This is a genomic window from Brevibacillus sp. NPDC003359 (genome assembly GCF_042878995.1).
GTDB lineage: Bacteria > Bacillota > Bacilli > Brevibacillales > Brevibacillaceae > Brevibacillus.
On sequence record NZ_JBIAOR010000002.1, the window covers coordinates 91,621 to 117,498 of the forward strand.

General features: G+C 48.2%; 30 protein-coding genes and 1 other annotated feature. Of the genes, 8 read left to right on the top strand and 22 right to left on the bottom strand.

Features of this window, described 5'->3' with window-relative positions; all coding sequences use genetic code 11:
- Window positions 1-12 precede the first annotated feature (12 nt).
- Both ACFYU8_RS09965 and comER read left to right on the top strand, forming a co-directional pair.
- Complete coding sequence (locus ACFYU8_RS09965; protein ID WP_390297647.1) at window positions 13-729, top strand: helix-hairpin-helix domain-containing protein; 717 nt, start codon at window positions 13-15, stop codon at window positions 727-729.
- Between the two features lie 74 nt (window positions 730-803).
- Entirely contained in the window at window positions 804-1,637 is an 834-nt protein-coding gene (comER, locus tag ACFYU8_RS09970) for a late competence protein ComER (protein ID WP_390297650.1), read from the top strand.
- A 93-nt stretch (window positions 1,638-1,730) separates the two neighbouring features.
- Here comER and leuS read toward each other — a convergent pair whose 3' ends face one another.
- From leuS to ACFYU8_RS10015, 9 genes are all read right to left on the bottom strand, one after another.
- A complete protein-coding gene (gene leuS, locus ACFYU8_RS09975; protein WP_390297653.1) occupies window positions 1,731-4,148 on the bottom strand; it encodes a leucine--tRNA ligase in 2,418 nt (805 codons plus the stop codon).
- A 66-nt stretch (window positions 4,149-4,214) separates the two neighbouring features.
- Window positions 4,215-4,459, bottom strand: a binding site (T-box leader).
- 39 nt (window positions 4,460-4,498) lie between these two features.
- On the bottom strand, window positions 4,499-5,248 hold the full coding sequence (locus ACFYU8_RS09980) for a class I SAM-dependent DNA methyltransferase (protein ID WP_390297656.1): 750 nt from the start codon (window positions 5,246-5,248) through the stop codon (window positions 4,499-4,501).
- Window positions 5,249-5,254: 6 nt separating this feature from the next.
- Entirely contained in the window at window positions 5,255-5,611 is a 357-nt protein-coding gene (rsfS, locus tag ACFYU8_RS09985; RefSeq protein WP_390297660.1) for a ribosome silencing factor, read from the bottom strand.
- Entirely contained in the window at window positions 5,611-6,201 is a 591-nt protein-coding gene (gene yqeK / locus ACFYU8_RS09990; protein ID WP_390297663.1) for a bis(5'-nucleosyl)-tetraphosphatase (symmetrical) YqeK, read from the bottom strand. Before yqeK ends, rsfS begins: the two co-directional genes overlap by 1 nt.
- On the bottom strand, window positions 6,185-6,790 hold the full coding sequence (locus ACFYU8_RS09995) for a nicotinate-nucleotide adenylyltransferase (RefSeq protein WP_390297666.1): 606 nt from the start codon (window positions 6,788-6,790) through the stop codon (window positions 6,185-6,187). The genes yqeK and ACFYU8_RS09995 overlap by 17 nt, the downstream gene beginning before the upstream one ends.
- A gap of 14 nt (window positions 6,791-6,804) precedes the next feature.
- The gene (gene yhbY, locus ACFYU8_RS10000) at window positions 6,805-7,095 is read right to left on the bottom strand and encodes a ribosome assembly RNA-binding protein YhbY (protein WP_007727776.1); all 291 of its coding nucleotides are present in this window, start codon (window positions 7,093-7,095) and stop codon (window positions 6,805-6,807) included.
- A 28-nt stretch (window positions 7,096-7,123) separates the two neighbouring features.
- On the bottom strand, window positions 7,124-7,975 hold the full coding sequence (locus ACFYU8_RS10005; RefSeq protein ID WP_390297668.1) for a shikimate dehydrogenase: 852 nt from the start codon (window positions 7,973-7,975) through the stop codon (window positions 7,124-7,126).
- Between the two features lie 75 nt (window positions 7,976-8,050).
- Window positions 8,051-9,172, bottom strand: a complete 1,122-nt coding sequence (yqeH, locus tag ACFYU8_RS10010) for a ribosome biogenesis GTPase YqeH (protein WP_390297671.1) — start codon at window positions 9,170-9,172, stop codon at window positions 8,051-8,053.
- Entirely contained in the window at window positions 9,169-9,693 is a 525-nt protein-coding gene (locus ACFYU8_RS10015; protein ID WP_106841199.1) for a YqeG family HAD IIIA-type phosphatase, read from the bottom strand. Before ACFYU8_RS10015 ends, yqeH begins: the two co-directional genes overlap by 4 nt.
- 214 nt (window positions 9,694-9,907) lie before the next feature.
- Between ACFYU8_RS10015 and ACFYU8_RS10020 the strand changes: the two genes are divergently transcribed.
- The 3 genes from ACFYU8_RS10020 (at window position 9,908) to ACFYU8_RS10030 (ending at window position 12,223) form a co-directional block, all read left to right on the top strand.
- Window positions 9,908-10,456 carry a TetR/AcrR family transcriptional regulator gene (locus tag ACFYU8_RS10020; protein ID WP_390297674.1) on the top strand — a complete coding sequence of 183 codons (549 nt, stop codon included), beginning with the start codon at window positions 9,908-9,910 and terminating at the stop codon, window positions 10,454-10,456.
- A 106-nt stretch (window positions 10,457-10,562) separates the two neighbouring features.
- Complete coding sequence (locus ACFYU8_RS10025; RefSeq protein ID WP_390297677.1) at window positions 10,563-11,780, top strand: MFS transporter; 1,218 nt, start codon at window positions 10,563-10,565, stop codon at window positions 11,778-11,780.
- Complete coding sequence (locus ACFYU8_RS10030) at window positions 11,777-12,223, top strand: GNAT family N-acetyltransferase (protein ID WP_390297680.1); 447 nt, start codon at window positions 11,777-11,779, stop codon at window positions 12,221-12,223. The genes ACFYU8_RS10025 and ACFYU8_RS10030 overlap by 4 nt, the downstream gene beginning before the upstream one ends.
- A gap of 51 nt (window positions 12,224-12,274) precedes the next feature.
- Here the strand turns inward: ACFYU8_RS10030 and ACFYU8_RS10035 are convergent, their stop codons facing one another.
- The 7 genes from ACFYU8_RS10035 to ACFYU8_RS10065 form a co-directional block, all read right to left on the bottom strand.
- Window positions 12,275-12,463: a hypothetical protein gene (locus tag ACFYU8_RS10035; protein ID WP_390297683.1), complete on the bottom strand. Its 189-nt coding sequence runs from the start codon at window positions 12,461-12,463 to the stop codon at window positions 12,275-12,277.
- Window positions 12,464-12,476: 13 nt separating this feature from the next.
- Window positions 12,477-13,529 (bottom strand): DNA polymerase IV, encoded by a 1,053-nt coding sequence (locus ACFYU8_RS10040; protein WP_390297686.1) that lies wholly within the window; start codon window positions 13,527-13,529, stop codon window positions 12,477-12,479.
- Between the two features lie 73 nt (window positions 13,530-13,602).
- Window positions 13,603-14,043, bottom strand: coding sequence for a peroxiredoxin (locus ACFYU8_RS10045; protein ID WP_390298598.1), 441 nt, complete (start codon window positions 14,041-14,043; stop codon window positions 13,603-13,605).
- Between the two features lie 17 nt (window positions 14,044-14,060).
- Window positions 14,061-14,321, bottom strand: coding sequence for a hypothetical protein (locus tag ACFYU8_RS10050; RefSeq protein WP_390297689.1), 261 nt, complete (start codon window positions 14,319-14,321; stop codon window positions 14,061-14,063).
- A 114-nt stretch (window positions 14,322-14,435) separates the two neighbouring features.
- Window positions 14,436-14,570, bottom strand: coding sequence for a hypothetical protein (locus ACFYU8_RS10055; protein WP_390297692.1), 135 nt, complete (start codon window positions 14,568-14,570; stop codon window positions 14,436-14,438).
- 67 nt (window positions 14,571-14,637) lie between these two features.
- Window positions 14,638-15,375: a gamma-glutamyl-gamma-aminobutyrate hydrolase family protein gene (locus ACFYU8_RS10060; RefSeq protein ID WP_390297695.1), complete on the bottom strand. Its 738-nt coding sequence runs from the start codon at window positions 15,373-15,375 to the stop codon at window positions 14,638-14,640.
- Between the two features lie 27 nt (window positions 15,376-15,402).
- Window positions 15,403-17,025, bottom strand: a complete 1,623-nt coding sequence (locus ACFYU8_RS10065; protein ID WP_390297698.1) for a peptide ABC transporter substrate-binding protein — start codon at window positions 17,023-17,025, stop codon at window positions 15,403-15,405.
- A gap of 110 nt (window positions 17,026-17,135) precedes the next feature.
- Here ACFYU8_RS10065 and ACFYU8_RS10070 point away from each other — a divergent pair, with 110 nt between their 5' ends.
- Window positions 17,136-17,948, top strand: a complete 813-nt coding sequence (locus ACFYU8_RS10070; RefSeq protein WP_390297701.1) for a serine hydrolase — start codon at window positions 17,136-17,138, stop codon at window positions 17,946-17,948.
- Window positions 17,949-18,055: 107 nt separating this feature from the next.
- Here ACFYU8_RS10070 and ACFYU8_RS10075 read toward each other — a convergent pair whose 3' ends face one another.
- From ACFYU8_RS10075 to ACFYU8_RS10090, 4 genes are all read right to left on the bottom strand, one after another.
- A complete protein-coding gene (locus ACFYU8_RS10075) occupies window positions 18,056-19,351 on the bottom strand; it encodes a phytoene desaturase family protein (protein WP_106841189.1) in 1,296 nt (431 codons plus the stop codon).
- A gap of 281 nt (window positions 19,352-19,632) precedes the next feature.
- Complete coding sequence (locus tag ACFYU8_RS10080) at window positions 19,633-20,763, bottom strand: virulence factor (protein ID WP_390297705.1); 1,131 nt, start codon at window positions 20,761-20,763, stop codon at window positions 19,633-19,635.
- Between the two features lie 142 nt (window positions 20,764-20,905).
- Window positions 20,906-21,757, bottom strand: coding sequence for a GNAT family N-acetyltransferase (locus ACFYU8_RS10085; RefSeq protein ID WP_390298601.1), 852 nt, complete (start codon window positions 21,755-21,757; stop codon window positions 20,906-20,908).
- A gap of 30 nt (window positions 21,758-21,787) precedes the next feature.
- Window positions 21,788-22,546, bottom strand: coding sequence for a DUF4931 domain-containing protein (locus ACFYU8_RS10090; protein ID WP_390297708.1), 759 nt, complete (start codon window positions 22,544-22,546; stop codon window positions 21,788-21,790).
- Between the two features lie 201 nt (window positions 22,547-22,747).
- On the opposite strand from ACFYU8_RS10090, the gene ACFYU8_RS10095 reads away from it, so the two are divergent.
- Together ACFYU8_RS10095 and ACFYU8_RS10100 are read left to right on the top strand one after the other, a co-directional pair.
- Window positions 22,748-22,993, top strand: a complete 246-nt coding sequence (locus ACFYU8_RS10095) for a hypothetical protein (RefSeq protein WP_390297711.1) — start codon at window positions 22,748-22,750, stop codon at window positions 22,991-22,993.
- A 77-nt stretch (window positions 22,994-23,070) separates the two neighbouring features.
- On the top strand, window positions 23,071-23,442 hold the full coding sequence (locus ACFYU8_RS10100) for a L,D-transpeptidase (RefSeq protein WP_390297714.1): 372 nt from the start codon (window positions 23,071-23,073) through the stop codon (window positions 23,440-23,442).
- 37 nt (window positions 23,443-23,479) lie between these two features.
- Here ACFYU8_RS10100 and ACFYU8_RS10105 read toward each other — a convergent pair whose 3' ends face one another.
- Window positions 23,480-23,710, bottom strand: coding sequence for a hypothetical protein (locus ACFYU8_RS10105; protein WP_390297717.1), 231 nt, complete (start codon window positions 23,708-23,710; stop codon window positions 23,480-23,482).
- 108 nt (window positions 23,711-23,818) lie between these two features.
- On the bottom strand, window positions 23,819-25,735 hold the full coding sequence (locus ACFYU8_RS10110; RefSeq protein WP_390297720.1) for an ABC transporter ATP-binding protein: 1,917 nt from the start codon (window positions 25,733-25,735) through the stop codon (window positions 23,819-23,821).
- Window positions 25,736-25,878: the final 143 nt, after the last annotated feature.

Here is a 25,878-nt window from a genome sequence, read left to right on the forward strand (position 1 = left end):
AGGGTTTTTGTTATGGTGCTGGAATGGTGGGAGCGTTATCGTCGATATATCTTGCTAACTGCGGCTGTTCTGTTTGTCGGTTGTAGCTATTGGCTATATCAACGCGACCAATCGCATAAGACTGATGAACTACCGTTGCATTCTCCTGCTTATGCAGCATCGAATCTGGAAACAAAAGAACTGACAGATGATTCAGCAGCTGTTCAACCTGCCAAGCCTGTAAAAGCGACACCGGAAAGAGATCAGAATAAGGAAAAAGATAAGGAAGCACTCCCCCCTCCTCTCTATATCGATGTGAAAGGGCAAGTGAAAAGTCCCGGTTTATACCAATTTGAACCAGGTACCCGTGTCGCAAATGCCATCGAAAAAGCAGGAGGAGCACTGCCTGATGCTGACCTTGTACAGATCAATTTGGCAGAGCCGCTCACAGATGGAGCTGCTCTTGTTATCCCGGCAAAAGGCGCAAAGTCCCCCGTCTCCACTTCCATTGGCCTTGTAAAATCTGCTGCCCGCGTATCCACCACTGGTGACTCCACAGCCGTTAATCTCAACACGGCAACTGTAGAAGAGCTCATGAGCCTTCCGGGGATTGGAGAAGCTCGTGCCAAGGCAATCTTGGATTATCGGTCAAAACAAGGGCCTTTTCGTTCGGCGGATGACCTGAAACAGATTGAGGGAATTGGCGAGAAGATGTTCTCACGGATAAAGGATCGGCTGATCGTACAATGAGTGCTCAGCATCCGGTCATGATCATAGGCACTCCTACATAGAATGGGAAAAGAATATCGGAGGGAGGTATGCCCATGAATAGAATCGGGTTCATTGGTACGGGCAGCATGGGCAGTATCTTGATTGAATCATTACTGTCAGCCAAGGCGCTGACTCCTGGTCATGTCACGATCAGCAACAGAACCCCAGCAAAGGCGCAGCAACTGGCAGAAAAACATCCCGGGCTCATTGTCGCGCACAGCAATGCCGATCTGGTCAAAGAAACTACAACGATCGTGCTATGCGTCAAGCCACTGGAATATAGCGTGATGCTCGAACAAATTGCTCCTGCCTTAACTCCAGACCACCTATTGATTACGATCACCAGTCCGATCAAGCTTGCAGATTTGGAGTCTCAAGTTCCATGCGCGGTTGCCAGAGTCGTTCCTTCAATAACAAATGCCGTAATGAGTGGTGTCAGCTTATGTGAATTTGGCTCACGCATCCAAGAGGAACAACGTCAATTAATTCGGAGCCTGTTTGCCCATATTAGCTCCCCTATTGAGATTTCGGAGCCTTTTTTACGAATTACTTCTGACATTGTCAGTTGCGGGCCTGCGTTTATCAGCTATATTTTGCAGCAAATGATTCACGAAGCTGTTGAAGAAACGGGCATTTCCGAAGAAGCTGCTACCTACATGACCACGCAAATGCTAATTGGGATCGCAGATCTTTTACGCGAAGAAGCTTTCACCCTTCCTACTCTACAAAAAAGGGTCTGCGTGCCCGGTGGAATTACTGGGGAAGGACTGATTCCTCTGCAAGACGGTATTCCCGGTCTTTTCGCCCAAGTATTTCGTCGTACACAAGCAAAGTTTGCCGAGGATCAGGAACTGGTTGCACGAAATTTGAGCAATCAGCCACATTAGCCAAAGACGAAGAAGTGTTGATCTGCGAAAAAAGGAGTGGATACCTGTCACTCACAGGCTCCACTCCTCTTCTCATTTCTTTCCGTCCTTTTCTTAACGAACGACGATATTTACTAGCTTGCCCGGAACAGCGATGACTTTGACGATCGTTTTTCCTTCGATCAATTCTTGGATCATCTCGTTGTTTTTCGCCATCTCTTCCATCTGTTCTTTGGTGGAATCAGACGCGATGAGCAGTTTCTCTTTGTTTTTGCCGTTAATTTGCAAGACGATTTCTACCTCGTCTTCAACCAGCTTCGCTTCGTCATACGTAGGCCATGCTGCGTATGCCAAGCTGTCGCTGTGGCCCAGTTTCTCCCACAGCTCTTCACCCAAGTGTGGAGCGATTGGAGACAGCATTTTCACAAAGTCCTCCATGAATTTCTTCGGCAGAACTTCAGCTTTGTACGCTTCGTTAACGAATACCATCAACTGAGAGATACCTGTATTGAAACGCAGGCCCTCGTAGTCTTCTGTTACTTTTTTCACGGTCTGGTGGTACACGCGCTCCATGCCAGCCACGTTGGAGGTCTCCACGATTTTTTCGTTCAGCTCACCGTTGTCACCCACGAACAGACGATAGGCACGATCCAGGAAGCGACGTGCGCCATCCAAGCCTTTTGTCGACCAAGCGATTGAAGCATCCAGTGGTCCCATGAACATTTCGTACATGCGCAGTGTATCGGCACCATGGCTGTCGATGATATCATCTGGATTTACGACATTGCCTTTTGACTTACTCATTTTCTCGTTGTTTTCACCCAGGATCATCCCTTGGTTAAACAGCTTTTGGAATGGTTCCTTGGTTGGTACGACACCGATATCGTACAGGAACTTGTGCCAGAAGCGAGAGTAGAGCAAGTGCAATACTGCGTGTTCTGCACCACCAATGTAAATGTCAATTGGCAGCCATTCTTTCAGCTTGTCTGCATCAGCCAATGCTTTGTCATTGTGTGGATCGATGAAGCGCAAGAAGTACCAGCAGCTACCTGCCCATTGCGGCATGGTGTTTGTCTCACGGCGCGCTTTCATGCCTGTTTCCGGATCTACAGTGTTCACCCACTCCGAGATGTTTGCCAATGGCGATTCACCTGTACCGGATGGTTTGATTTCTTTTGTTTTTGGCAGAATGATCGGCAGTTCGGATTCTGGAACGACCTTCATCGTACCATCTTCGAGGTGGAGAATCGGAATTGGCTCACCCCAGTAGCGTTGACGGCTGAACAACCAGTCGCGCAGACGGTATGTGACTTTGCGATTTCCTTTGCCTTCCGCATCCAGCCACTCGATCATTTTGCTGATAGCCTGTTCTTTGTTCAAACCATCAAGCATGCCGGAGTTGATGTGCTCTCCATCACCTGCATACGCTTCTTTGGTGATATCTCCGCCAGCGATTACTTGCTTGATTGGCAGATCGAACGTTTTCGCGAACTCATAGTCGCGCTCATCATGCGCTGGAACCGCCATGATAGAGCCTGTTCCGTAGCTGATCAGTACGTAATCTGCAATCCAGATTGGCAGACGCTCGCCGTTCACCGGGTTGATCGCATACGCTCCGGTAAATACTCCTGTTTTTTCTTTCGCCAGATCGGTACGCTCCAGGTCGCTTTTGCGTTTTGCTTGCTCCAGGTACGCTTCCACTGCTTCTTTTTGAGCTGGTACGGTAATTTGCTCAACCAGCTTGTGCTCAGGAGCCAGTACCGCATAGGTTGCACCGTAGAGAGTGTCTGGACGTGTCGTAAAGACGGTGAAAATTTCTTCATGACCCTCGATACCAAAGGTTACTTCTGCCCCTTCAGAACGACCAATCCAGTTGCGCTGCATTTCCTTGATGCTCTCCGGCCAATCCAGTTCATCCAGGTCAGCGAGCAGTCTTTCTGCATACGCTGTAATTTTCAGGACCCATTGTTTCATCGGGCGGCGTTCTACCGGGTGTCCACCACGCTCACTTTTCCCGTCAATGACTTCTTCGTTCGCCAAAACCGTTCCCAAAGCAGGGCACCAGTTTACAGCTACCTCGTCAATATAAGCCAAGCCGTGCTCATACAGCTTCGTAAAAATCCATTGTGTCCACTTGTAGTAATGCGGATCGGTCGTATTGATTTCGCGATCCCAGTCGTAGGAAAATCCGAGCGCCTTGATTTGGCGACGGAAAGTGTTGATATTGTGCTCGGTGAATTCTGCCGGATCGTTTCCGGTATCGAGCGCGTATTGCTCCGCTGGCAGACCAAACGCATCCCAGCCCATTGGATGGAGCACGTTATATCCTTGCATCCGCTTCATGCGGGACAAAATATCAGTAGCCGTATAGCCTTCTGGATGTCCTACGTGCAGGCCAGCTCCAGATGGATACGGGAACATGTCGAGTGCGTAAAACTTTTTCTTGCCCTCATCCTCGGAGGTTTTGAAGGTCTTGTTTTGCTCCCAATATTGCTGCCACTTCTTTTCGACATTGCGATGACTGAATACCATGGTAAAGCACTCCCATCTTAAAATAGGTGAAAATAAAGAAAACCTCACATCCCAGATCGCTATTGCGAAAGGGACGAGAGGTTGTTTACATTCCCGCGGTACCACCCAGATTGGCAAATGACATGCATTCACCCACTTGTTTCATCCGTATCGGGGATAAGCCGCTCACCCTTACGCAATCATTGCTTGAATGACCTTGGGGGCAAGTGCTGGGAGGTGAGTTCAGATAGATCCGGGTTGACTTGCACCATCCGTCAACTCTCTGTGAATGCTCGAATCCTATTCTTACTATTCCTCTTAAACGCGTCGAAATCTGTAGTTATAACGCCATTATAGTCAATCCGAACCAATCATGTCAAACTTTTCGGCTTGCGGGCTGAAAAAAATAGGCGCTCACTTGCTTCTTGTGGCGGCATATCCGAGTAATCAGCGGTGATGACAATGTCTGTGAAGCCTGCATCTGTCAGCCAGCGCATCAGTTGGACAGGCTGGTAAGCCCGTTGCCAATGCTCTTCTTCCATCCGCTCATACAAACCGTTTGGCTGACGAATGAAAAACGTTAGCTGATGCTCTACCTCCAGTCGCAGCGGGTCGCAAAAACATTGCCAAATGTACGAAACTTCATCTTCTACGTGTGTGAACGTCTCATCTCCGAAAATGTGCAGCATCTTGTATGGACTGTGCACATCAAACAGAAAGCTCCCACCAGGCGCAAGATGAGCGAAAACGCGCTTGAACGTTTCCTGCACATCCCCTTCCTCCGTGAGGTAGCTCAATGAATCACACAAGGAGATGACCGCATCCGCTTCTGGCAACGAAAGCTCCCGCATATCCTGTTCGACCCACGACACATCCACTTGCTCTTGCCTCATTTTGTCATAGGCAATCGCAAGCATTTCTGTGGAGAGATCCACACCCGTAACACGGTATCCCCGCTTGGCGAGTGGAATTGCAATCGTACCCGTCCCACAGCCCAGATCAATGACCCGGACAGGCTTTTCTCCCTTTTCCCAATTGCGCTCAACCCAATCGAGCCATTGGTCATAAGGAGTATCGGCCATCAGCCTGTCATATACAGCGGCCATGTGTGCATATGCCATCTGACCTTACCCTTGCGCGCTGAAGGAAACTTCCTCTGCGTCCTTCCACAGGCGCTCCAGGTTGTAAAAATCGCGATCTTCGCGATGGAAAACGTGAATGACGATATCGCCCAGATCAACCAGTACCCAGCGACCTTCATCCGCTCCCTCGATACCGCGGACGTCATAGCCGTTTTTGTGGGCTTGATCACGAATTTCGCGAACAATTGCCTGTACTTGACGCTCGTTGTTTCCGTGGCAAATCATGAAATAATCTGCGATCACGGACAGCTTTTTAATATCGAGCACCTTCAAGTTCTCTGCTTTCTTGTCCTCTACTGCCTTCACTACCAATTGTGCCAAATCTTCTACTGTTTTAACCATCAGAACCCTCCTTCTCTCCCTTTTCGGGAAATCAAATCGTTATATGCAGTCAATGTCAACGGGAAAACCGTCTTCTGCTTCTCTATCAAAAATTGAATCGTGCCTCCCAAGGCGAGTGCCAGGGCGGCATTCAAATCATGCATGGCTTTGGCGCGAATAAAATCGACACCAGGGTAAACCCGGTTTGGTTCTATATAGTCTGCCACACAGACGACCTTTTCTAACAGGGACATGCCAGCCCGACCTGTTGTATGGTAGCGAACAGCTTGTAAAATATCAGTATCCGTCACACCCAGATCAGTCTGGATCACAATGGCAGCTGCAAAAGCGTGCCACAGCTCTTTTTCCCCTTCCAAAAGCTCTGTAGGCATATCGTGGCGCACGAGAATCTCAAACATTTTTTCCACAGGCCAGCACTTACAGTAATCGTGCAAGAGACCAGCAAGCTCGGCTTTGTCAGGATCAGCCCCGAATCTCTCTGCCAGCTCGCGAGCCGACGCAGCCACACCTAGCGTGTGCTTGTAGCGTTTCTCATGCATTTGTTGCCGTACGCGAACGAGAAGCTCTTCCCGATTATCCAAAAGTTTCATAGATTCGGTTCTCCTTTATATAGCGCTCCACGGCATCAGGTACAAGATAACGGATGCTTTTCCCGGCAGCTGCCTTCTCGCGAACCATCGTAGAGGAAATGTCCCAAACAGGCATCTCCACAAATGTGACGTCCTCGCTCGATTCCCGATCCAGTTCGGTTCCTGGCCTCGCTAGACCTATAAATCGTACCATATGAATCAGCTCTTGGTACTGGTACCATTTGGGCAAGATTTTTACCATATCTCCTCCCATGATAAAGGAAAACCGGCAATCCGTGAACTGCCTGATGAGCTGAACCATCGTGTCATAGGTGTATGATGGACCTTCTCTTGCGAACTCTACATCTGTTACACGAAACACCTCGTGATCAGACACGGCAAGCTGAACCATTTGCAAGCGGTGATTCGCCAACGTCAGACTCTCTCTCTTTTTGTGCGGTGGAACGTGCGGTGGAACGTGTGTTGGCATAAACCAGACTTCATACAGGCCCGCTTGCTCTCTGGCTTGTTCGGCCGCTAGCAAGTGCCCGCAATGAATCGGGTCGAACGTTCCTCCCATGATCCCTACTTGCTTGATTGGCTGTCTCATCGCATGCAGGTCACTTATGGCAGCTTGATCGTCTTGTTCTCCCGGGACTCTTTATACAAGACAACCGTATGGCCAATCAACTGCACGAGCTCTGCTCCTGCACCTGCTGCCAAATCTTCTGCTACTTGATGTTTATCGTCATTATTGTTTTGCAAAATCGCTACCTTGATCAATTCACGTACTTCCAACGCTTCTTTGATCTGTGTGATCATATTTTCGTTTACGCCACCTTTTCCTACTTGGAAAATGGGGGTGAGATGATGTGCTTCTGCGCGCAAAAAGCGCTTTTGCTTGCCGGTCAACATCGGCAATGCCTCCTTTTACATCCTGCAATCAGGTTGTTTTCTGTAATTGTTGCAAGACGACCTCACGCATAACACCAGTTGGTGCTCGTTCGCCCGTCCACAGCTCGAAAGCCAGTGCACCTTGATTCACGAACATGCCGATTCCGGAATGAACAGTGGCTCCGATGGCACGCGCTTCTTTGAGCAGACGTGTCTCGAGCGGGTTATAAATCAGATCGCTTACCGTTAAACCAGAGTGAAGCCATTCTGCTGGCACAGGTGTCTCCTGTACGTTTGGCAGCATTCCAATGGATGTCGTATTGATCAACAGCGAAGAGTCTGCAATGGTAGCTGCACCTTCGCCCTGTTCTACGATTTTCGTAGGTACAATCATCCCGACATGCTCAGCCAATACTGCGGCTCTTTCCCGGGAACGATTGATGATGCGAATTTCTTTGACTCCTTGTTCAGCCAAGGTAAATGCCACTGCACGCGCAGCGCCTCCAGCCCCTACCATGGTGACCACTTGCTTTTCAAGAACGATTCCCGTCTCTTCCACAAGCGAACGAACATAGCCCATCCCATCTGTGTTGTAGCCAATCAAGCGTCCATCACGAGAAACGACGGTATTGACGGCACCGATTCGTTTGGCAAGCGGATCGATTTCATCCAGCATCGGCATAATAGCGACCTTGTGGGGGATCGTGACGTTAATCCCTTTCAAGCCTAATGCGCGAATACCCGCGACTGCATCTTCCAGATTTTCCGGTTCAACGTCGAACGCAGCATAGGCAAATCCCAACCCGGTCTCTGAAAAAGCTGTATTGTGCATCATCGGTGATTGCGAGTGGGAAACTGGATGCCCAAACAGGCCAACCAGTTGTGTTTTGCTTGTAATCATGGAGCTTTTCCTCCCCGGACGTCTCTCTATAGCATATGGCAAGGGGCAAGGCTAACTCGGCTTTTATTGCTTACGCTAGATCAGCCCTTTGCGCATCCCAACACTTACGCCTTTAGGTGCATGCACGACAACACTCGCTTCGTGTTTTCCTTGGATGCTGACCCAGCCCAAACCGGAAATTACGATGTCAGTCGTCATGGTGGACTTGTTGATTTTGAAACTGTGCTTCACAAATGGCGGAAGTGCCTTCGCAGCTTCCTCGCCTGTTGGTGGTACCAGCAAGGTTCCGTGATGCTTTTCCATCACTTCATCCGCTTTTTCCAGCTTCGTCCGATGAATGTACAGGTCGTTATCCGCATAGACGATTAACGGCTGTCTCTCTCCGCGTACAAAGTCGATACGAGCTAGGCCACCCAAAAAGAGTGATTGACCATCGTCAAGCTGATAAACCTTGGAGTTGATACGGCTGGTCGGTGTAATCTTTCGGAGGTCAGTCGGGGATACCATGTGTCCGATCTGATCGCGATTGATAATTCCTGGCGTATCGAAAATGGAGCGGCCGTCCTCGAGTGGAATCTCGATTTTGTCCAGCGTCGTACCTGGGAATGGCGATGTGGTAATCTCCAGCTCAGCCGCACCGTAGTCATGCAAGATGCGGTTGATCATGGTTGACTTTCCTACGTTGGTCACACCGACAATGTACACATCTCGGCCTTTGCGCAGCTCTCCAATACGATTCAACAGTTCATCGATATGAAGTCCTTTTTGTGCGCTGATGAGCACGACATCCTCCGGGCGCAATCCGCGTTCCTTCGCTTCGTGCTGCATCCAGTTGCGTACACGGTTTAGATTGATATTTTTTGGCAGCAGATCAACCTTGTTACCTACGAGCAAGATCGGGTTTTTCCCGACAAAGCGCGGCAACCCTTTGAGCCAGGAGCCTTGGAAATCAAAAATATCGACAACCATCACAACAAGCGCCTGCGTAGAGCCGATGCCGTCCAAAATCTTAAGGAAGTCGTCATCGCCCATTCCTACGGGAGCAACTTCATTATAATGCTTGATGCGATAACAACGCTGGCAAATGACTACCTTTCTGCCAAGCGCGGATTCAGGTGCATAGCCAGGCTTTTTCGCGTCTGCAATCTGAATGGTAATCCCACATCCAGCACAAGAGCCATGCGTTTGTTCCGTCATGCTTTTCTCCTCCACGAAACCATTCCTTTCCTCTCCATCCAAATAAGGGCCACACGCTCCATCTGACGATTAAAGCGCGTCCAAAAACCATCCGTCTGGGCCACAGGAACAACCAGGATCGTATGAAATCCCAATCGATTCCCCCCCAGCACATCGGTAAACAATTGATCGCCAATGACAACAGTCTCAGCGATGGTTACATTCATCTGCCGCACTGCCTGCAAAAAGGCACGGTTCGTCGGCTTTTTGGCCGCACAAATAAATCCGAGGTCGAGTGGTGAACAGAAGCGGTCTACACGCTCCTTGTTGTTGTTGGATACAACAGTGACCTGTATACCTGCCTCATCCAAGCGAGCAAGCCAATTGATGACCTCCTGAGTTGCATGTGGCCTGTCCCATTCCACCAAGGTATTATCCAAATCTGTAATCACCGCACGGATGTTATTTCGTTTCAATTGATCTATGTCAATGTGGTGGATTGATTCGACGAACTGACTAGGCATCAGCTTTTCTAAAAACACGGGGCACCTCCAAATGATGTGAAGCAATCAACCGCGATTTCGGCACCTACTATACCATAATCGACCACTTGGTTGCAAAACAAAAAGCATGATCATCGCTTGCCTTGCTCTGTAATCCTGTGTAAAATGATGTTACCAAGAAAACTGTTTTTGTTTTTACAGTTTTCCTTTACGCTGTTTTGGCTGGGGGTCGATTGCTATTAAAAACCGGATCATGAAAGGTTTTATTGAAGAGATTCGCGATAAAGGCATGAAATTTTCTATGGATGATTTGGTGAAGCGGCTCGGGATCAGCAAACGCACGCTATACGAGCACTTCTCGTCCAAGGTGGAAATTCTGGAAACAATCATTCGGCAATCCTTTGAAGAGGGCGATGAAAAAACACAGCAAATTCTCGCAGACGAGAGTCTCTCTCTTATCGATAAAATCAAAGGCGTCATGATGGTTTTACCAACACACTATGAATTTTATGATTTGCGCATCCTCGAGCAGATGAAGCGATATTATCCTGAGCAATATGCCCATGTCGAAGCTTCTTTATCCGAGGATTGGCAGACACTTCGTGTACTTATCGAGCAAGGGATTCGAGAAGGACTCATCGTCAATATGAACGTCACGCTGATGCTGAAGGTGATTGTCGATGCTCTGAATTCCACACTCGACCAGCGTTTTTACATGAAAAACCAGATTACAGTCTCTGAGGCGCTTTCCGCTATTGTAGATGTCCTCTTGTTTGGATTGGTACCAGCAGATAAAAGGTAATAAATGAATCGTGGTCGTTCCAGTAACGTTGGAAGACCACGGAATCGTTTTTTGCAAGAAAACCAATAAAACAAAAATAGTTTTTATAGTTAAGAGGTGTTCTATCATGTCAATTTTTACGCAAATGACCAAACAACAGCGTACAGGACTCTTGTTTGTCATCCTGATCCTTTTCATCGACATGCTGCTGTACAGCTTGTTGATTCCGATTGTTCCTTATTTTACGGAAACATTGCAACCCTCCTCCACGATGATGGGCGTGCTGTTTAGCAGCTATGCCGTCGCCATGCTCATTGCCACCCCCATTTTCGGGCCGATATCCGATCGGGTCGGCAGACGGACCATGCTTTTGATCGGCTTGCTCGGTCTCGCCGCTTCCACGTTATTGTTTGCTTTTTCTGAGACGATGGCCTTGTTGATTACTGCTCGCTTCGTTCAAGGTATTGCTGCGGCGGCCACATGGCCAACTGCCCTTGCCCTCTTGGCGGATTTGTTCCCGTCCAAAATGCGCGGAGCTGTTATGGGAATAGCCTTGACGGCGATTTCGACCGGTACGTTGCTTGGAGCGCCGATTGGAGGATGGTTATTTGAAATCAGTGACCATCGCATGCCATTCCTGGCAGCAGCAGCCTTTACCGTAATTAACATTGTGCTGGTCTACTTGTTCTTGAAGGAAGACGCGACGAGAACCGTCAGTGAAAAGCTTCATGTCGGTGGATTCATCCGCAATCCGCAAGTCATCTTTATCGCTGGAATCGTCCTGTTGGCTGAGGTTTCCCTTTGTTTGCTAGAACCGACTCTGCCCGTATTTTTTACAGAGAAGCTCAGCATGACGCCGACAACGATTGGTCTTTTGTTTGGGGTCATGACACTCGCCTATGGATTGATCGCCCCAGTTGCCGGCTCACTTTCCAGCCGCATGAATCCGTATAAACTCATGTTTGGCGGAATCATCACGCTGGCTGTCTTTCTGCCATTTTTGGCGTGGGCGGACTCCCTTTGGCAGGCAATGCTCGCGATGGCCCTTGTCGGAGCTAGTATTGGCTTTACTTTATCCCCAACCTTGGCTACGTTGGGAGCCATTATCGACCAGGGAGGCAGCGGCGCATATGGGACTGCCTATTCTCTCTTCAACATGTTTCATGGGATCGGCATGGTTGCAGGTCCATTGGCTGGGGGGATTCTGACGGATTTGCTGCCCGTATCCTCTGCCCTCCTAATCGTGGCAGCGTCTATCCTTGGTTTTAGCATTCTGCTGTTCGTCCAGTTGAAAGCAAGCAAAGCCTCCCGTTTCACCACCAATGAAACCGAGATGAAATTTTGAGCTTGTCTATTCGTGAAATAACGAAGGAAAACTGGCGCCAAATTGCCTGCTTGACTGTAACGGAAGGTCAACACTCCTTCATCGAGAGCAACGCTTTTTCCATCGCCCAATCAGGATTTGAACCGGAATGGATATCATGCGGTCTGTATGACAACGACATCGCTGTCGGTTATGCCATGCATGGAATCGATGTAGAGAATGGCCGAATTTGGCTGGATCGCTTTATGATTGATACTGGTCATCAGGGCAAGGGCTACGCCAAAAAGTTCCTGCGCATGCTGGTCGAAGAAATGTCCAGACGTTACAGCTGTACGTGCATTCACTTGAGTATTCATCCTGAAAACGAGTTCGCTCGCAAGCTGTATGAGTCGTTCGGCTTTACCTCAAATGGCGAAATGGATGGTCCGGAGGAAGTGATGGTCCTCGACCTGACAAATGAATAGAAAAGGCATCCCCTCTGTCGATTATGACGAAGGGGGTGCATCTTTTTGTAGCTATGGTTGGCTATTACGAGCTTCCATCAGTCGCTTGACCTTCTCTGTCGGGGTCCAGCATTGGAAGCGATAGTCAGGACGTGTCTCGTAGGTAAGGCGAGAACATCGATAGCTGACTCTCCCCGTATTTTTCTCCACGCGAAAATGAATACAGGTCGCACAGCAATGATAGGCATTCTCTGTCTCCACTGCTCTCCCTCCCTTACTTCCCTAGCTTCCACGAAAACATCGAGAGCTGTTCGTACCGCTCCCCTTGCTGCTCCGCAAAATTCGAAAAGCCTACGCCCACCAATCGAACGCCTGCTGTATAGTCAAAGGCGTCGAGCAAATCGTCCAACAACTCCTGCCAGTTGGCCCCGGCCACCGCCTTGTGCTGCTTGGTCCGCTGGGTAAAGTCCGCGTACTTGATTTTTAGCGTAATCGTTTGGGGCTCGACCCCTTCTTCGCGGATGTCCTCTTCGACCTCACGCAAAAGTGAGGTGGCAATCGGAGTAATCGCATCCCTGTCAAACAAATCAAAGGGCAATGTCGTTTCGCGACTCATTGATTTCGGCGCTCGATCCATTTCGATTTCGCGATTGTCTTCGCCTCTCGCCCGATAATAAAGGGAACGACCGAACTTCCCAAATAATGTGGTGGCCTCATCCAGTGAAAGCCGCCAAAAATCCTCTACCGTCTCAATGCCCTTCTTTGCAAGCAGCTCTTGTGACTTTTTGCCGACTCCATGCAAGGTGCCAATCGGCAGCAACCGCAGCACATCCAAAGCCTGCTCAGGTCGAATGATCACAAAGGCATCCGGCTTTTTCAAATCACTGGCAATCTTAGCCAACGACATATTGTAGGAAAGTCCGATGCTGCAAGTAAGTCCGGTCTCCCGTTTAATTCGCCTCTTAATATCGCGGGCGATGGGAACCGCATTCTCATAATGCGACAAGTCTAAATAAGCCTCGTCTAGCCCTACTGTTTGATAGCGCTCTGTATAAGAAGTAAATACTTGTCTGACTTCAGCAGATTTTTCGATATAACGGCTATAGCGGACAGGCAAATAAAAACCTTGCGGACATTTTTTTCTCGCCATGGCTACAGGCATTGCGGATCGAACACCATATTTTCGTGCCTCGTAGCTGCAGGTCGATACAACACCGCGATTGCCAGTTCCACCGACAATGACCGGCTTCCCCCGCAATTCGGGACGATCTAACTGCTCTACACTCGCGAAAAATGCGTCAATATCCAAGTGAAGAATTTTTTTCATAGGGATACCCACCAAACATACATTCTCATTTCTATTATCCCTTTTTTGTTCCATTGACGCAAGCAAGAACGTCCTAAGCTTGGCTTTCGATGACCTGCATCAGCTCAGACACTGGAGGATTTCCTTTTTTGGCATAGATGATTCTTCCGTTTTTACCTATGATGTACACGATGCGTTGCTGGAAAAACAATCCAAGAACCTTTCCGACATCATATGCTTTTCGAATGGAATCGTCTTCGTCCACGATCAATGGAAATTCATAATGGAACTTATCAGCAAACGAGCGTTTCTTATCCATGCCACCTGGATTGACGCCAAAAACGACTGTATTTGCCTGTTCGATTTTCGTGTAGTGATCCTGCACCGCACACAGCTGCTTCGTACAAATCGGGGTATCATCTCCCGGATAAAAGATGAGGACGATATGTTCATGTCCGATGTGTGCTTTCAGATCAATGGTTCCTTTCGTGCTCTCCGCTGTAAAGACGGGCGCCGAATCTCCGACCTTTAACATTTCTCTCACCTCTATCCTCATTTTGAAGGGACTACCGGAATGTCAAAATTCATTCTCCCATCCCGATACTTTGTAAACGGATCTTCCTCCTCCCCCATAATCCATACCTTTCCTTCCCATATATGTACTATCTCAGCATATTCCAATCTTTGTCCACCCAGCTCAACTTCAAGCTTCATTTCAAGTAAGGCGGTGTGCCCATCTTCGTATCTAAACTTTTTGATCTCAAAAGCGTTCAGTTTATACTGATGAGCTTTTAAGAATGCGATCTTTTTCATGTAAAACTCTTTCGCTTCCTGGTCACTTAATGTTGTGCCATCAACTCAAAAACTCACCTCGCGGAAATACATCCTCTCAGTGAAATTCGATTCTAGCAGTCTTTTATCCTTGTTTCACCACATGCCAGTGAATCGGGACATGGAGCTTTTTTTGGACAACAATCGAACCTTTCGCATACCTGATTCGACAGAGCCTCCCGTTATCGGGGGAATCGGTAGCTGCTTCGGAGAAATGACCAGAATGCGCAAGTTGCCGCCCTCCTGTATGCAAAAAACCGCTCCGGGCAATCCCAGAACGGTTTCTCTCTTTTCTATGCTATTTCGCCGCTTGCAGCTTCTGCTGCTTTACCCGGGCAACAAATGCCTCGGCTATCTTTAACATGTCGTCGTCGTGTGCCCACATCCGTTCTGGATGCCACTGTACGCCTACATGTAGCCCGTCGAGACTTTCCATCGCCTCAATCACACCGTCAGCCGAGCATCCTGTGACTTTGAAGCCCGGTGCTATGTCTTTGACCGCTTGATGGTGAGAGGTGTTCACGAGCACCTCTGTCTTTCCAAGGGCATCCGCTACAAAGCCAGGTTGCAGCGTAATCTTGTGCGCCCCGTATTGTCGGGAACCCTTCTGTGCATGCTGTAATGCACCTTGTACTTGGCTCGGGATATCTTGAATGAGGGTGCCGCCACACGCCACATTCAAAATTTGCATCCCGCGACAAATGCCCAGAATCGGCTTTTTCAGCTCCAGGGCAATCTTGATAATCTCAAGCTCTGTGATGTCTCTTTCATAATTGATATCGCCCAGCCCTTGCAGGGGGTCTTCGCCGTACAAATGCGGCGCAGGATCTTCACCACCGGACAAAATCAAGCCGTCCAGCGATTCGATCATCTCACGAAACGGAGCATCCTGAATTGTCAGCAGTGGCAAGATCAGTGGAGTACCACCACTGCGGGCAATTCCGTTCACATAGCCTGAACCTACATAGAAAAACTGGTCGAGATCGTTCTTCGGAAAATACATTTTCGTACATGCCACACCAATGATCGGACGCACACCAGTCACTCCCTCATAGATTCATGATTACTTTTGATTGGAAGCGTACTTGAAGTCGATAAACCCGAGTGCATCTACTACTACATCTTTTACGCTATCCTGCTTCACCCATGCATAGGTGAAATAGTAGATTGGCAACGCAGGCATTTCATCCATGATTTGTTCAGCATTCTTGAGGATTTCCTTACGCTTCGCTACATCCCCTTCTTTGGCAGACTGCGCGAGCAAATCGAGGAACTCCTTGTTTTCCCATTTGGATGTATTCAGTCCACCCTTGAAGACTTCCAGGAAGTTGATCGGATCGTTGAAATCGCCAATCCAGCTACCACGGCCGATTGTGAAGTTCCCTTGCTTCATGTCTTCACGGTGAACCTTGTTCTCTTTATTGACCAGTTTCACTTCGATGCCAAATGCTTTGCGCCATTGATCCTGAATGACTGTCGCAATACGCGAATTGACCTCTGACGTATTGTATGCAATCGTGATTGGCGGCAACTCAGTAATACCCGCTTCTTTCATACCTTCTGCCAAGAGCTTCTTCGCGGTCTCTACATCGCCATCTTTGATGTAGCCCTCTGGTGTGAGTGCCATGGTTGGCGGGAGAATACCCGTCGCAGGCGTACTCTTGTACGGTACGACATTATCGGAGATTTCCTTGCGATTGACTGCCGTAGCAAATGCCTGACGAATCTTTTTGTTGTCAAACGGCTTTTGCGTCGTGTTGAAAATGTACCAGTACGTACCCGCTGTCGCCTGTGATTGCATCTTTCCGGATTCTTTCAGAGCATCCAGCGCATCCAGTGGCAAATCGCCCAGTGGTGAGCCTGCCCAATCCAGGTCACCTTTTTCAAACATCGACAACTCCGTATTCGCATCCTCGATCATGTTCAAGGTCAGCTTGGACAATTTGACAGCGTCCTTATCCCAGTAGGAGTCGTTCTTCTCGAATTCGATCTTTGATTTGTGCTCCCAATTTTTCAAGCTGAATGGTCCGTTTGTAATGTACGTCTCTGGCTTAGAAGACCACTCTTTGTTACCCTCAACCGCTTTTTTGTTGACCGGGAAATAGGTGACAGACGCAACCAGTTCCGGAAAAAACGGTGCCGGGTTTTCAAGCGTAACAACCAGTGTCTTGTCGTCTGTTGCCTTCACGCCGACATCTTCGGCCTTTGCCTTGTTGGCGTTAAAGGCTTGCCCATTTTTCAAATAGTACATCTGGTACGCGTATCCGGAAGCGGTTTTCGGGTCGAGAACCCGTTTCCATGCGTACTCGAAGTCATGAGCGGTAACCGGATCTCCATTGGTCCATTTGGACTCCCGCAGATGGAAGGTATACGTGAGACCATCAGCGGAAACCTCGTACTTCTCTGCGACCGCCTCTTTCAGCTCGCCTTTTTCATTCAAGCGCAGGAGGCCATCAAATGCTGCACGGGCAACAGACATCGAAGGGATATCTTCTGCCAGTCCAGGGTCGATTGTGCTTGGCTCACCAGAATTCAGGTTGACCTGCATCGCTTGGGGGGCGCTACTCTGCTCCTGCTTCGCACCTGTCGTCTCCCCCGTTGTGCTTGCTTGCGGTGTTCCACAACCAGCGAACGCTAAACTGGTTAACAGAACGGCACAAAATGATAGTTTCTTCCACTTATGCACAGCAAAACCCCCATCTTAGGAATAATTCTTCTTGATTGTTAGGAGCATGACTAAATAATATTATCTTGAGAAAATTTTGTCTACATCGAAACAAAAGGAGATGGGTCTACATGTTATCCAGTCTTTTTGCCCAAATATCCAATCTGACAAAGGATGCTGGAGGGGAATGGGGAATCTTTTTGGAAGATTTGCAAACCGGTGAAACATTATCCATCAACGAAGATCAACGCTTTTATGCAGCCAGTGTGATCAAAGTCCCAATCATGACAGCCGTTTTTGCAGAGGCGTACGCAGGCAAGTTTGCCTTAGAAGACAAGATCAAGCTATGTGCAGAGGATCTCGTTGGCGGTGCAGGTGTTCTTCAGCATATGACTCCCGGCACTGAATTTACGATTCGCGACCTGGTTACCCTGATGATCATCCAAAGTGACAATACGGCAACGAACATGATGATTGATCTCGTCGGAACAGAGAGCATTCGCAACACGATGCAAAAAACAGAAATGACAAACAGTCACTTCTACAACAAGCTCATGGTCATCCCAGCCGAATTGGAAGGCTACAATGAGGTGACGGCAAAAGACATGGGAAGTCACCTCCGATGCTTGGCAACAGGAAAAGTGATCTCCTACGACAGCTGCTTGAAAATGGTCGCCATCTTGAAGACTCAGCAGCACCGTGACCGCATTCCCTTCCTTTTGCCTGACCCAGACGGTGATGTCATCGGGATGATTCCGAAATGGGAATTCGCCAACAAGACTGGCTCTGTGACCAAAATCACGCATGATGTTGGTATCCTTTACATCGGTTCTCATGCTGTCACCTTGTCCATTTTAAACAAGGGACTCGAACAAAAGGATGCTGCCAACGTCATGGCGCAAATGGGCAACCTCGTTTACCAAGTATATAGTCAGAAAGCGTAATCCATTTGGCCTGCCAGCTCCATTGGCGGGCTTTTTTCTTTGAAACGTTGAATGAGAAAAAACAAGCAGGCATTCCTTTTGCCAAGGAACACCCGCTTGTGATTGACTTATTCTTTTTCCAAAATCAGTTTGGCAACGTTCATCGCGCTAGAGAAAGACAGCTCAGACAGCTGGCCTTGTCCTTCACACCAGTCACCCGCGAAAAACAGGTTGCGGTAATCCGGCATGAAAATTGGCATTGGCTTCTGATTCATGGTCCACTTGATCTCCTGTACGATCGCACGAGCAGAAACGCGCGGCACAACCAGTTGCTCACGCCAGCCTGGGAAATGCTTGTCGTACAGGTTTTCAATCTCTTGTTTGCGGATTTCGGCCGCTTCCTTGTTTCCTACTTCGTCCTGACGCATGTAAGCAGTCGCCTGCAACAACTGCCCGCCTTCAGGTACACAAGTGCGGTCATAATACGAGATATCGGTAATGAAAATATTGTTTGCTTTTTCGTAGATGTAGGAGAACGGTACGTCAATACGCTCTTTCAAGCCAATGTCATACACCATAACAACCGTTGGCTCGTATTCAGCATGCTGGGCAACCGCATGTTCCAGGCGAGTCTCCGCGAAGACCTTCGCCATCTCCTTCGGCGGAATACAGCAAATAAATTCATCCGCCGTAAATTCACCCTCCGGTGTCACCACTCCAACCACACGATCATTCTCTACTTGGAACTTTTCTACTTTTGTTTTGATCAGAATCGTACCCTGATTTGCTTCAATCACACGCACGAATTCATTGATCAGCGCTTGCCAGCCACCACCGATATACGATACCGGTTTATTCGTTGTAAACAAACGGCTGTAGTAAGAAAAGAAAACGTCAGAAGGAATCTTTTCAGGCTCACGCGTGAAGAAGTTGGAAGATGCAAGCGTCAACATCATTTCTCGCACTTCTTCGTTGACTTGCTTTTTCTCCATCCACTTTTGAATCGACATATGTGGATGGCCCTTCTCCATTTTTAGCATCGTTTTCAAAATCTCAAACGTGAACAATACTTTGTCCATGCCTTTTAAGAGCTTCGTTTGGAAAAGTCCTTGTACATTTGCCGGAACTGCAGTCAGATCGCTACCAATATCGTACTTGGCTTTTGTCGGATTGAAATCCTGCCAATCGATGTTCAGACCCAATTCTTTTTCAAACGTTCTCAAAACGGAGCTGTCGCGAGCATAAATGGCGTGGGCACCGAAGTTGAAGTTAAATCCTTTGATCTTCAGTGTAACGGCACGTCCACCCAATTGACCGCGTTCCAAAACTGCAACTTTTTTGCCTTTCGACGACAGGTAGGCGGCGCTGGAAAGTCCAGCAAGTCCTGCACCTACAATAACAACGTCATAGTGATTGGTTGTCATACACAATCTCCCCTACGCGCTAGCGATGTTGATTACATAAGCTAAACCCTATCCTAGTCTAAGGGATGGATAAGGTGGAAGTCAACCATTATTGAACTGTGTCTATTTTTATACTGACTCATACCAATTTTTACCTAATGAACCAACTTGTTTACCACTCTTCTTGAAGCAGTATGCCCCGCTATTCGCCATATATCCAGCAGGCGAAACCACGACAAAAAAGCCCTCTATAGCAGTTAATCTGCTTGATAGAGGACTCTTAAGTTACTGGAAACAGCGACCTAATCGTTTCGGCGAGTCATTTGCTGCCAAACGGTACCGCTAGCCGCCTCTCCACTTTCAATGCGTTGCACGGCCATTTGGACTTGCAAGCTGACTTCGAACTCGGGATCGTTCTGTGCGGCACGCAAAGCGTCCAAGGCGGTTTCATCCCCCACCTCAAACAGGTAGCGAGCAGCACGCCAACGTACTAGCTTGTTTTTATCCTTCAACGCTTCACACATCGGTAGAATCGCACGTGTGTCGCCTAAGTCAGACAAGGTATCCCCCGCTGTGCGTCTTACAGAGACGGAGTCATCGCGGAGTGCTTCAAACAGTAGCGGGAAAACATCATCGCCACCGATCATGCCCAGATACACTACCGCCAGCCTGCGAATCGACGGCTTGCCATCACGAAGCGCTTTTTCCAAAACAGGCAAATCCTCTTCCGCTGGTTCCATTCGATCCAGCGCTTCATATCTTTTTTGCCAATCCGGGTCATCGAGCATTTCCAGCGTAACGACTTTCTTTTCACGCACGACTGGCTCTGGAGTTTCCCCGGGACCAAGCGCCATGGCCTGTTGCACGATCTCTTCCACACGGCTCTCCGGATAGGAGGCATCGACTTCCAATGCGACCTCCTCGCCAATCTCGCGCAAATCGCCGTAGCGCACGCCATGCTCGACCCATTTTCGCTCCATGATGAGGTTGGGCGAAGCAGAGCCTGCACGCACGGCTGCCTGTCCAAAACGCTCTGGCAACGCTGCACGAATCTGTTCTGTTCCCATGGTCACTTTGACCTGCATCGGAACACCGCGGAACATTTGAACGTACACTTGCGCCTCTCCAAATGCCCCCGCTTCCTCCGCAGACATGTCAGGAACAGCCGCTCCTCCACCTGCTTGCAAAACCTCGCGCGCGAAAGTCAAAATACGCTGCCAATCTGCATTGGACTTTCGCTCCAGCGCGAGAAAATCTGCCGTATGAAAAATGGAGGTAACCCCTTCAATCTCCAAGAGTTTGTTCATAAGTTCTGGTGCTTTACTCGCATCTTTCTTTGTATAGACATGTTGGACCCCATCCGGCAAACGCTCGTCTACATTCAGCTTCATGACATTTGGACTCGGCGTCGGTTCGATGGACAACAGTTTCATAGTGAGTCACTCCTTATTATACATGTTCAAAAAGTCGTCCTTTTTGAACAACCTTTGTACAGCGGACTTGCTTTCCCTTCTATCGTAGCATGGAACCCGATTCGTTTACCAACTCGCGAGCTGTACAAATGCAGTTTGACAATTACAGCTCCAGCTTATAGTAATCGTTCGCTGATTTCACAGAAAAACCGCATGATTCATACAAGCCCAAAGCCTTGCTGTTTTCACAGGCTACCTCAAGTGACACGTGCGGATACCCTTCCTCCTCCATGAGTAGGATTGTTTGGGCCAAAGCCTGACGTCCATAGCCTTTCCCCTGATGATCCGGGTGGACACAAAATCCATAAATGAATGCCTTACCTTCATTTTTCCTGACACTTATTTTGCCAATCGCCTGTTCGTCAACTACCATCATATATGTACGGGATTTCGGGTCTCCTGCCATATTCACTGACATCTCTCTGGCGCGTTCTTCCTCTAATTGAAAGCCATGGATATTCAGCCAGATCAATGTTTCGAGATCATTGGCAGTCTCGGGGCGGAGGTTTACATTTCCCAAGAGGTTTCCTGTTTTCTTCTCCCCCAATTCCATCCAATATTCCGAGAATTGATAATCCCCACCGATTCGCTCCATGTATGACTTGCCGCTTTGCGAATCTCGCTGAACGATATATAAATGCGAGGGGATGCCTCTTCTTCTGCATTCGTCTGCGGCTTTTGCTTGCAGTGCTGTAAAGATGCCCTTTCTTCTATAAGCTGGATGGACCATTCCGCTCACTTCTGCCTCGCCACTGTGAAACACATAAAGTCCGAGAAACCCGACCAGCTTTTCGTTCACATAACAAAAGAAATCTTCTTCATGCTCCCCCGAACGCTTTTCCAGCATACTCGGGTTCACTTTGAGATCAATGCCATCCTGCTCGTTACATATTGCAACCAGTTCTTTAATCTGTGCCAGTTCCTCTGAGGTGAGTGTTTTTCTTGCCGTGATCATATACGTCAAAGCGAAGCACCCTTTCTAAGGTTAGAAGTAACGTCTCTGTATTTCAGCAATGGTTTCTTCCAAATTATTGGCTACCTGTGGGATGGAATAGCCTACGTAAAGAGGAGAGGTAACAAACCTGGGAACCACTTTGGCGATCAGCTTTTCTCCCCAATGGTAAAAGAAAAAATTGTAGCTTTGGTTCCGCGGATTGACATGAGTCAGTATCCAATGTGCTAAAATTTGTAAGTAGTCTGCCATTTTCGGTAATCGATCAAAGTCCGATAGAATGACATTGTATTCAAAAAAACCTGCACGCGGATGCGTAGACAGATTACATTCAATCCCCGCCTCTTGATCGATGGTCATACCAATAAAATCACTGTCTTTTACCTGATCCAGATAGTTGTAGTCATGTAATCCGACGATCTGCATGTGCGGATGACGGATGCTCCCCCCTGAATACGGGCCGTGGTTTTTGAAAAACAGAACGGAACGATAAGACTTGCTTTGCTCCATTTCAAGCCACTTCTCCACTCCGAATGCCAGCAATGCTCGTACATGTTCTTTGGAATAGACAGACCAATCCCCTTGACATTCATCCGACTCAATCAAAACAGTCTGATGCGTATCCTCCAAAACAGGGAATTTGTTTTTGAGCCAAATCATGGAGCCCCGCTGCTCCAAAACGTCTGTGAGACTGTTTCGATCACAAAAAGGACAGGCCGTTTCTGTGTTGTTTACACTCACTGGCTTTTTTCTGCCTATTTGCATGTTAAAGTGCAAGTGCGTCTGCTTCATTCCCGTGTCCCTCCATTTTTTGCTTACTTCCACTTTACACGCATTTTCTGGGAAAATCATGACGTTTTTGCCCAGACGACACTTTTGAAACCTCATTTGGACTGCCTAATTTTCAATGCCTGTGGCGTTTGATTCTTTTTTTATCTCAAATGTTTTTCATACAATGAGAAGCAGTGAAACCTGGAAAGGTGTTGGAAATGGATGGAGAGATCATTTTATTATCCTGTTAGCTGGAGCGAGGCCCAACATTACAAATCGTTGCTTGATCAAGAAGGAGTCCCTTATGAAATTCAATCCCCGCTCGATTTGCCTGTCTTGGAAGAAGGTAAGCTGGCCATTGTCTTTCCTTCCATTCCTTTACGGATGTACGTCTGGGTGAGAACCTTGTTCTATCGTGACGGCCTGCGCTATCCGGATACGTTTTCGTTAGATTTCAAACTACATTAATCATGAGAGGAAAGGTACCGGTTTCGTTGGTTTTCATAAGATAGTAACAGCGGCATTTCGTATCGTTTGTGGGGGAGGTGAAGAAGCTGCCGTCCTACAACATCCGCATCTCGATTGCGAAGCTACGTCTCGATCTCTTCGATGGGAATCGACTCGTCCGCTCTTATCCTGTTTCCTTGGGTAAAATTGCCACATCGACGCCACGAGGGGATTTTACCATCATCAACAAAGTCCCCTATCCGAATTCCTATCCGGGAGGACCTTTGAGTGTATTCGGCACAATTTGGATGGGACTAAGCAAGCCACACTATGGCATTCACGGCACGAATGATCCTTCCTCCATCGGCAAGTACGTATCTCACGGCTGTATTCGCATGTACAATGAGGACGTGAACGCTCTCGCAAAAATCGTGCCCATTGGTACGCCCGTTCGAATCAGACAACAATAAGAAAGACCCGCCTCTCTCAAACTAAGGCGGGTCTTCTTTACATAAGATGAGTCTTTTTCGTTCTTTCTGCTTCCGTTTCATCCGATTCATCCGATTCCAAGTATACAAGAAATCTTCTGGCTTGCTTGTACATGATCGATAACGTCATTTCCCTGATCTTGTTCATGATCACTTCTTTATTCTCTGGATGCACTTCGGAAGAGAGCTCGTGTTCTTGCAGCTCTAGGTAAGACATCACCCATTCCGGGTCTAACTTATAGGCAGGCAACGACAGCGACTCCTCTACTCTAGTAATCTATTCTAGTCTACAGGTGGAAGCGTCGCTTTCCCAACCCTCAATTACTGGCTATACACACAGAGATTGGTACGCAACTAATTATTTCCCTTGCTCCAATTCCTCTACCAAAGCAGATAATTCCGCCCAACGCTCAACGGTTGCTTCCAGCTCTGCCGCCACTTGCTGTTCCTCTGCATAGAGCTTTTCAATTTTGCCGTAATCACTGCCAGACGCTGCAATCTCTTGCTTTAGTTTGACGCTGCGCTCTTCCAAAGCCGCGATCTTGCCTTCAATCGCATCCCATTCCTTCTGATCCTTGTAGGACAGCTTGCGCGTGCGGTTGTTGCCGCGATTAGCCCCGCTGTTGCTTTGCGCCTTTTCTGCCTGTTGATCCGCTTCTTCCACCTGTGCTGCTTTTTCCTGACGTCTTTCTTCCAGGTACTCAGAGTAGTTGCCGTAGTAATGACGAATGCTTCCTTGCCCTTCAAAAGCAAACAAATGGTCAACGGTACGATCAAGGAAATAGCGGTCATGCGATACCGTGATGACTGCGCCTGGGAACTGCTCGAGATAGTCCTCTAAAATACTGAGCGTTTGAATATCCAAATCATTCGTTGGCTCATCTAAAAACAGGACATTCGGCTCTCCCATCAGCGTACGGAGCAGATAGAGACGTCTGCGCTCTCCCCCAGACAGGCGGGAAATCGGCGTCCATTGCATATGCGGCGAAAACAGGAACCGCTCCAGCATTTGCGAAGCCGTAATCGACTCTCCATTGCTCGTCTGAATTACCTCTGCTGCTTCCTTTACATATTCGATGACGCGCAGCTTTTCATCCATCTCGATACTATCTTGGGTGTAGTAGGCGATTTTAACAGTCGTCCCGATTTCCAATGAACCGCTATCCGGTTGAATTCTTCCTGCCAGCATGTTCAAGAGCGTCGTTTTCCCGCTTCCGTTTGGCCCTATAATCCCCACACGATCACCTGGCAGGACGATATAGCTGAAATCGTTGATGAGTTTTTGCTCACCGTACGCTTTATGGATGTTGGTAAGCTCGATCACCTTTTTGCCGAGACGGCTGGCGCCGAGTGCCATTTCCATCTTGGCAGCAGGTCCATCTACGGCTTTATCTCGTAACTCCTCAGCACGTTGCACACGCGCCTTTTGTTTGGTCGTACGCGCTTTTGCTCCACGACGAAGCCATGCCAGCTCTCGACGAAGCAGATTTTGCCGCTTGCTCTCTACGGCAGCCTCATTTTCTTCACGCTCCGCCTTTTTCTCCAGAAACATACCGTAGTTGCCTTCATAGCTGTACAGCTTGCCGCGATCCAGCTCAAACGTGCGGTTCGTCACACGATCCAGGAAGTAACGATCATGGGTAACGAGCAGCAAAGCACCCTTGAAGCGGGACAAATACTCTTCCAGCCACTCGACTGTCTCATTATCAATATGGTTCGTAGGCTCATCCAAAATGAGCAGGTCTGCTGGTTGGATCAAAGCACGTGCCATTGCTACCCGCTTTCGTTGTCCACCGGAGAGCTCGCCTACCTTTTGCGAGAAATTGTGCAGTCCTAGCTTGGTCAAGATCATTTTGGCTTGCGTATTGCTCTCCCACGCATCAGCCGCATCCATCCTGTTTTGAACAGCAAACAATCGCGCCTGCTTTTTCTCGTCGTCAGGCGATTCCTGAACAGCCTCTAGTGCTGTTTCATAATCACGCAAAAGCTGAATGAGCGGTGAATCGCCGTAAAATACTTGTTCAAGTACGGAGGAGTTTTCGTCAAAATCGGGATTTTGCGGCAAATACTCCACATGGAAATGATTCGCGTGAACGATTTTCCCGCTATCCGCTGTATCCAAGCCCGCCACGATTTTGAGCAAAGAGGATTTTCCCGTACCATTTACACCAATCAGACCAATGCGCTCTTGCTCGGCAATATGAAAGGAAATGTTATCAAACAATACTTTTTCTCCATAGCCTTTGGAGAGGTTTTCTACTGATAATATTTGCATGAACGTCACCTGTACTTTTCTATTTGCTTATCGAGAAGCCATATGAATCTTACACTCGATGGTATCATGTTTTTCGCGCAAGCTCTAGGGTGATTCACATGGTTCGAACAAATATTGGAATACCGTCTCAATAATGGTAAAAT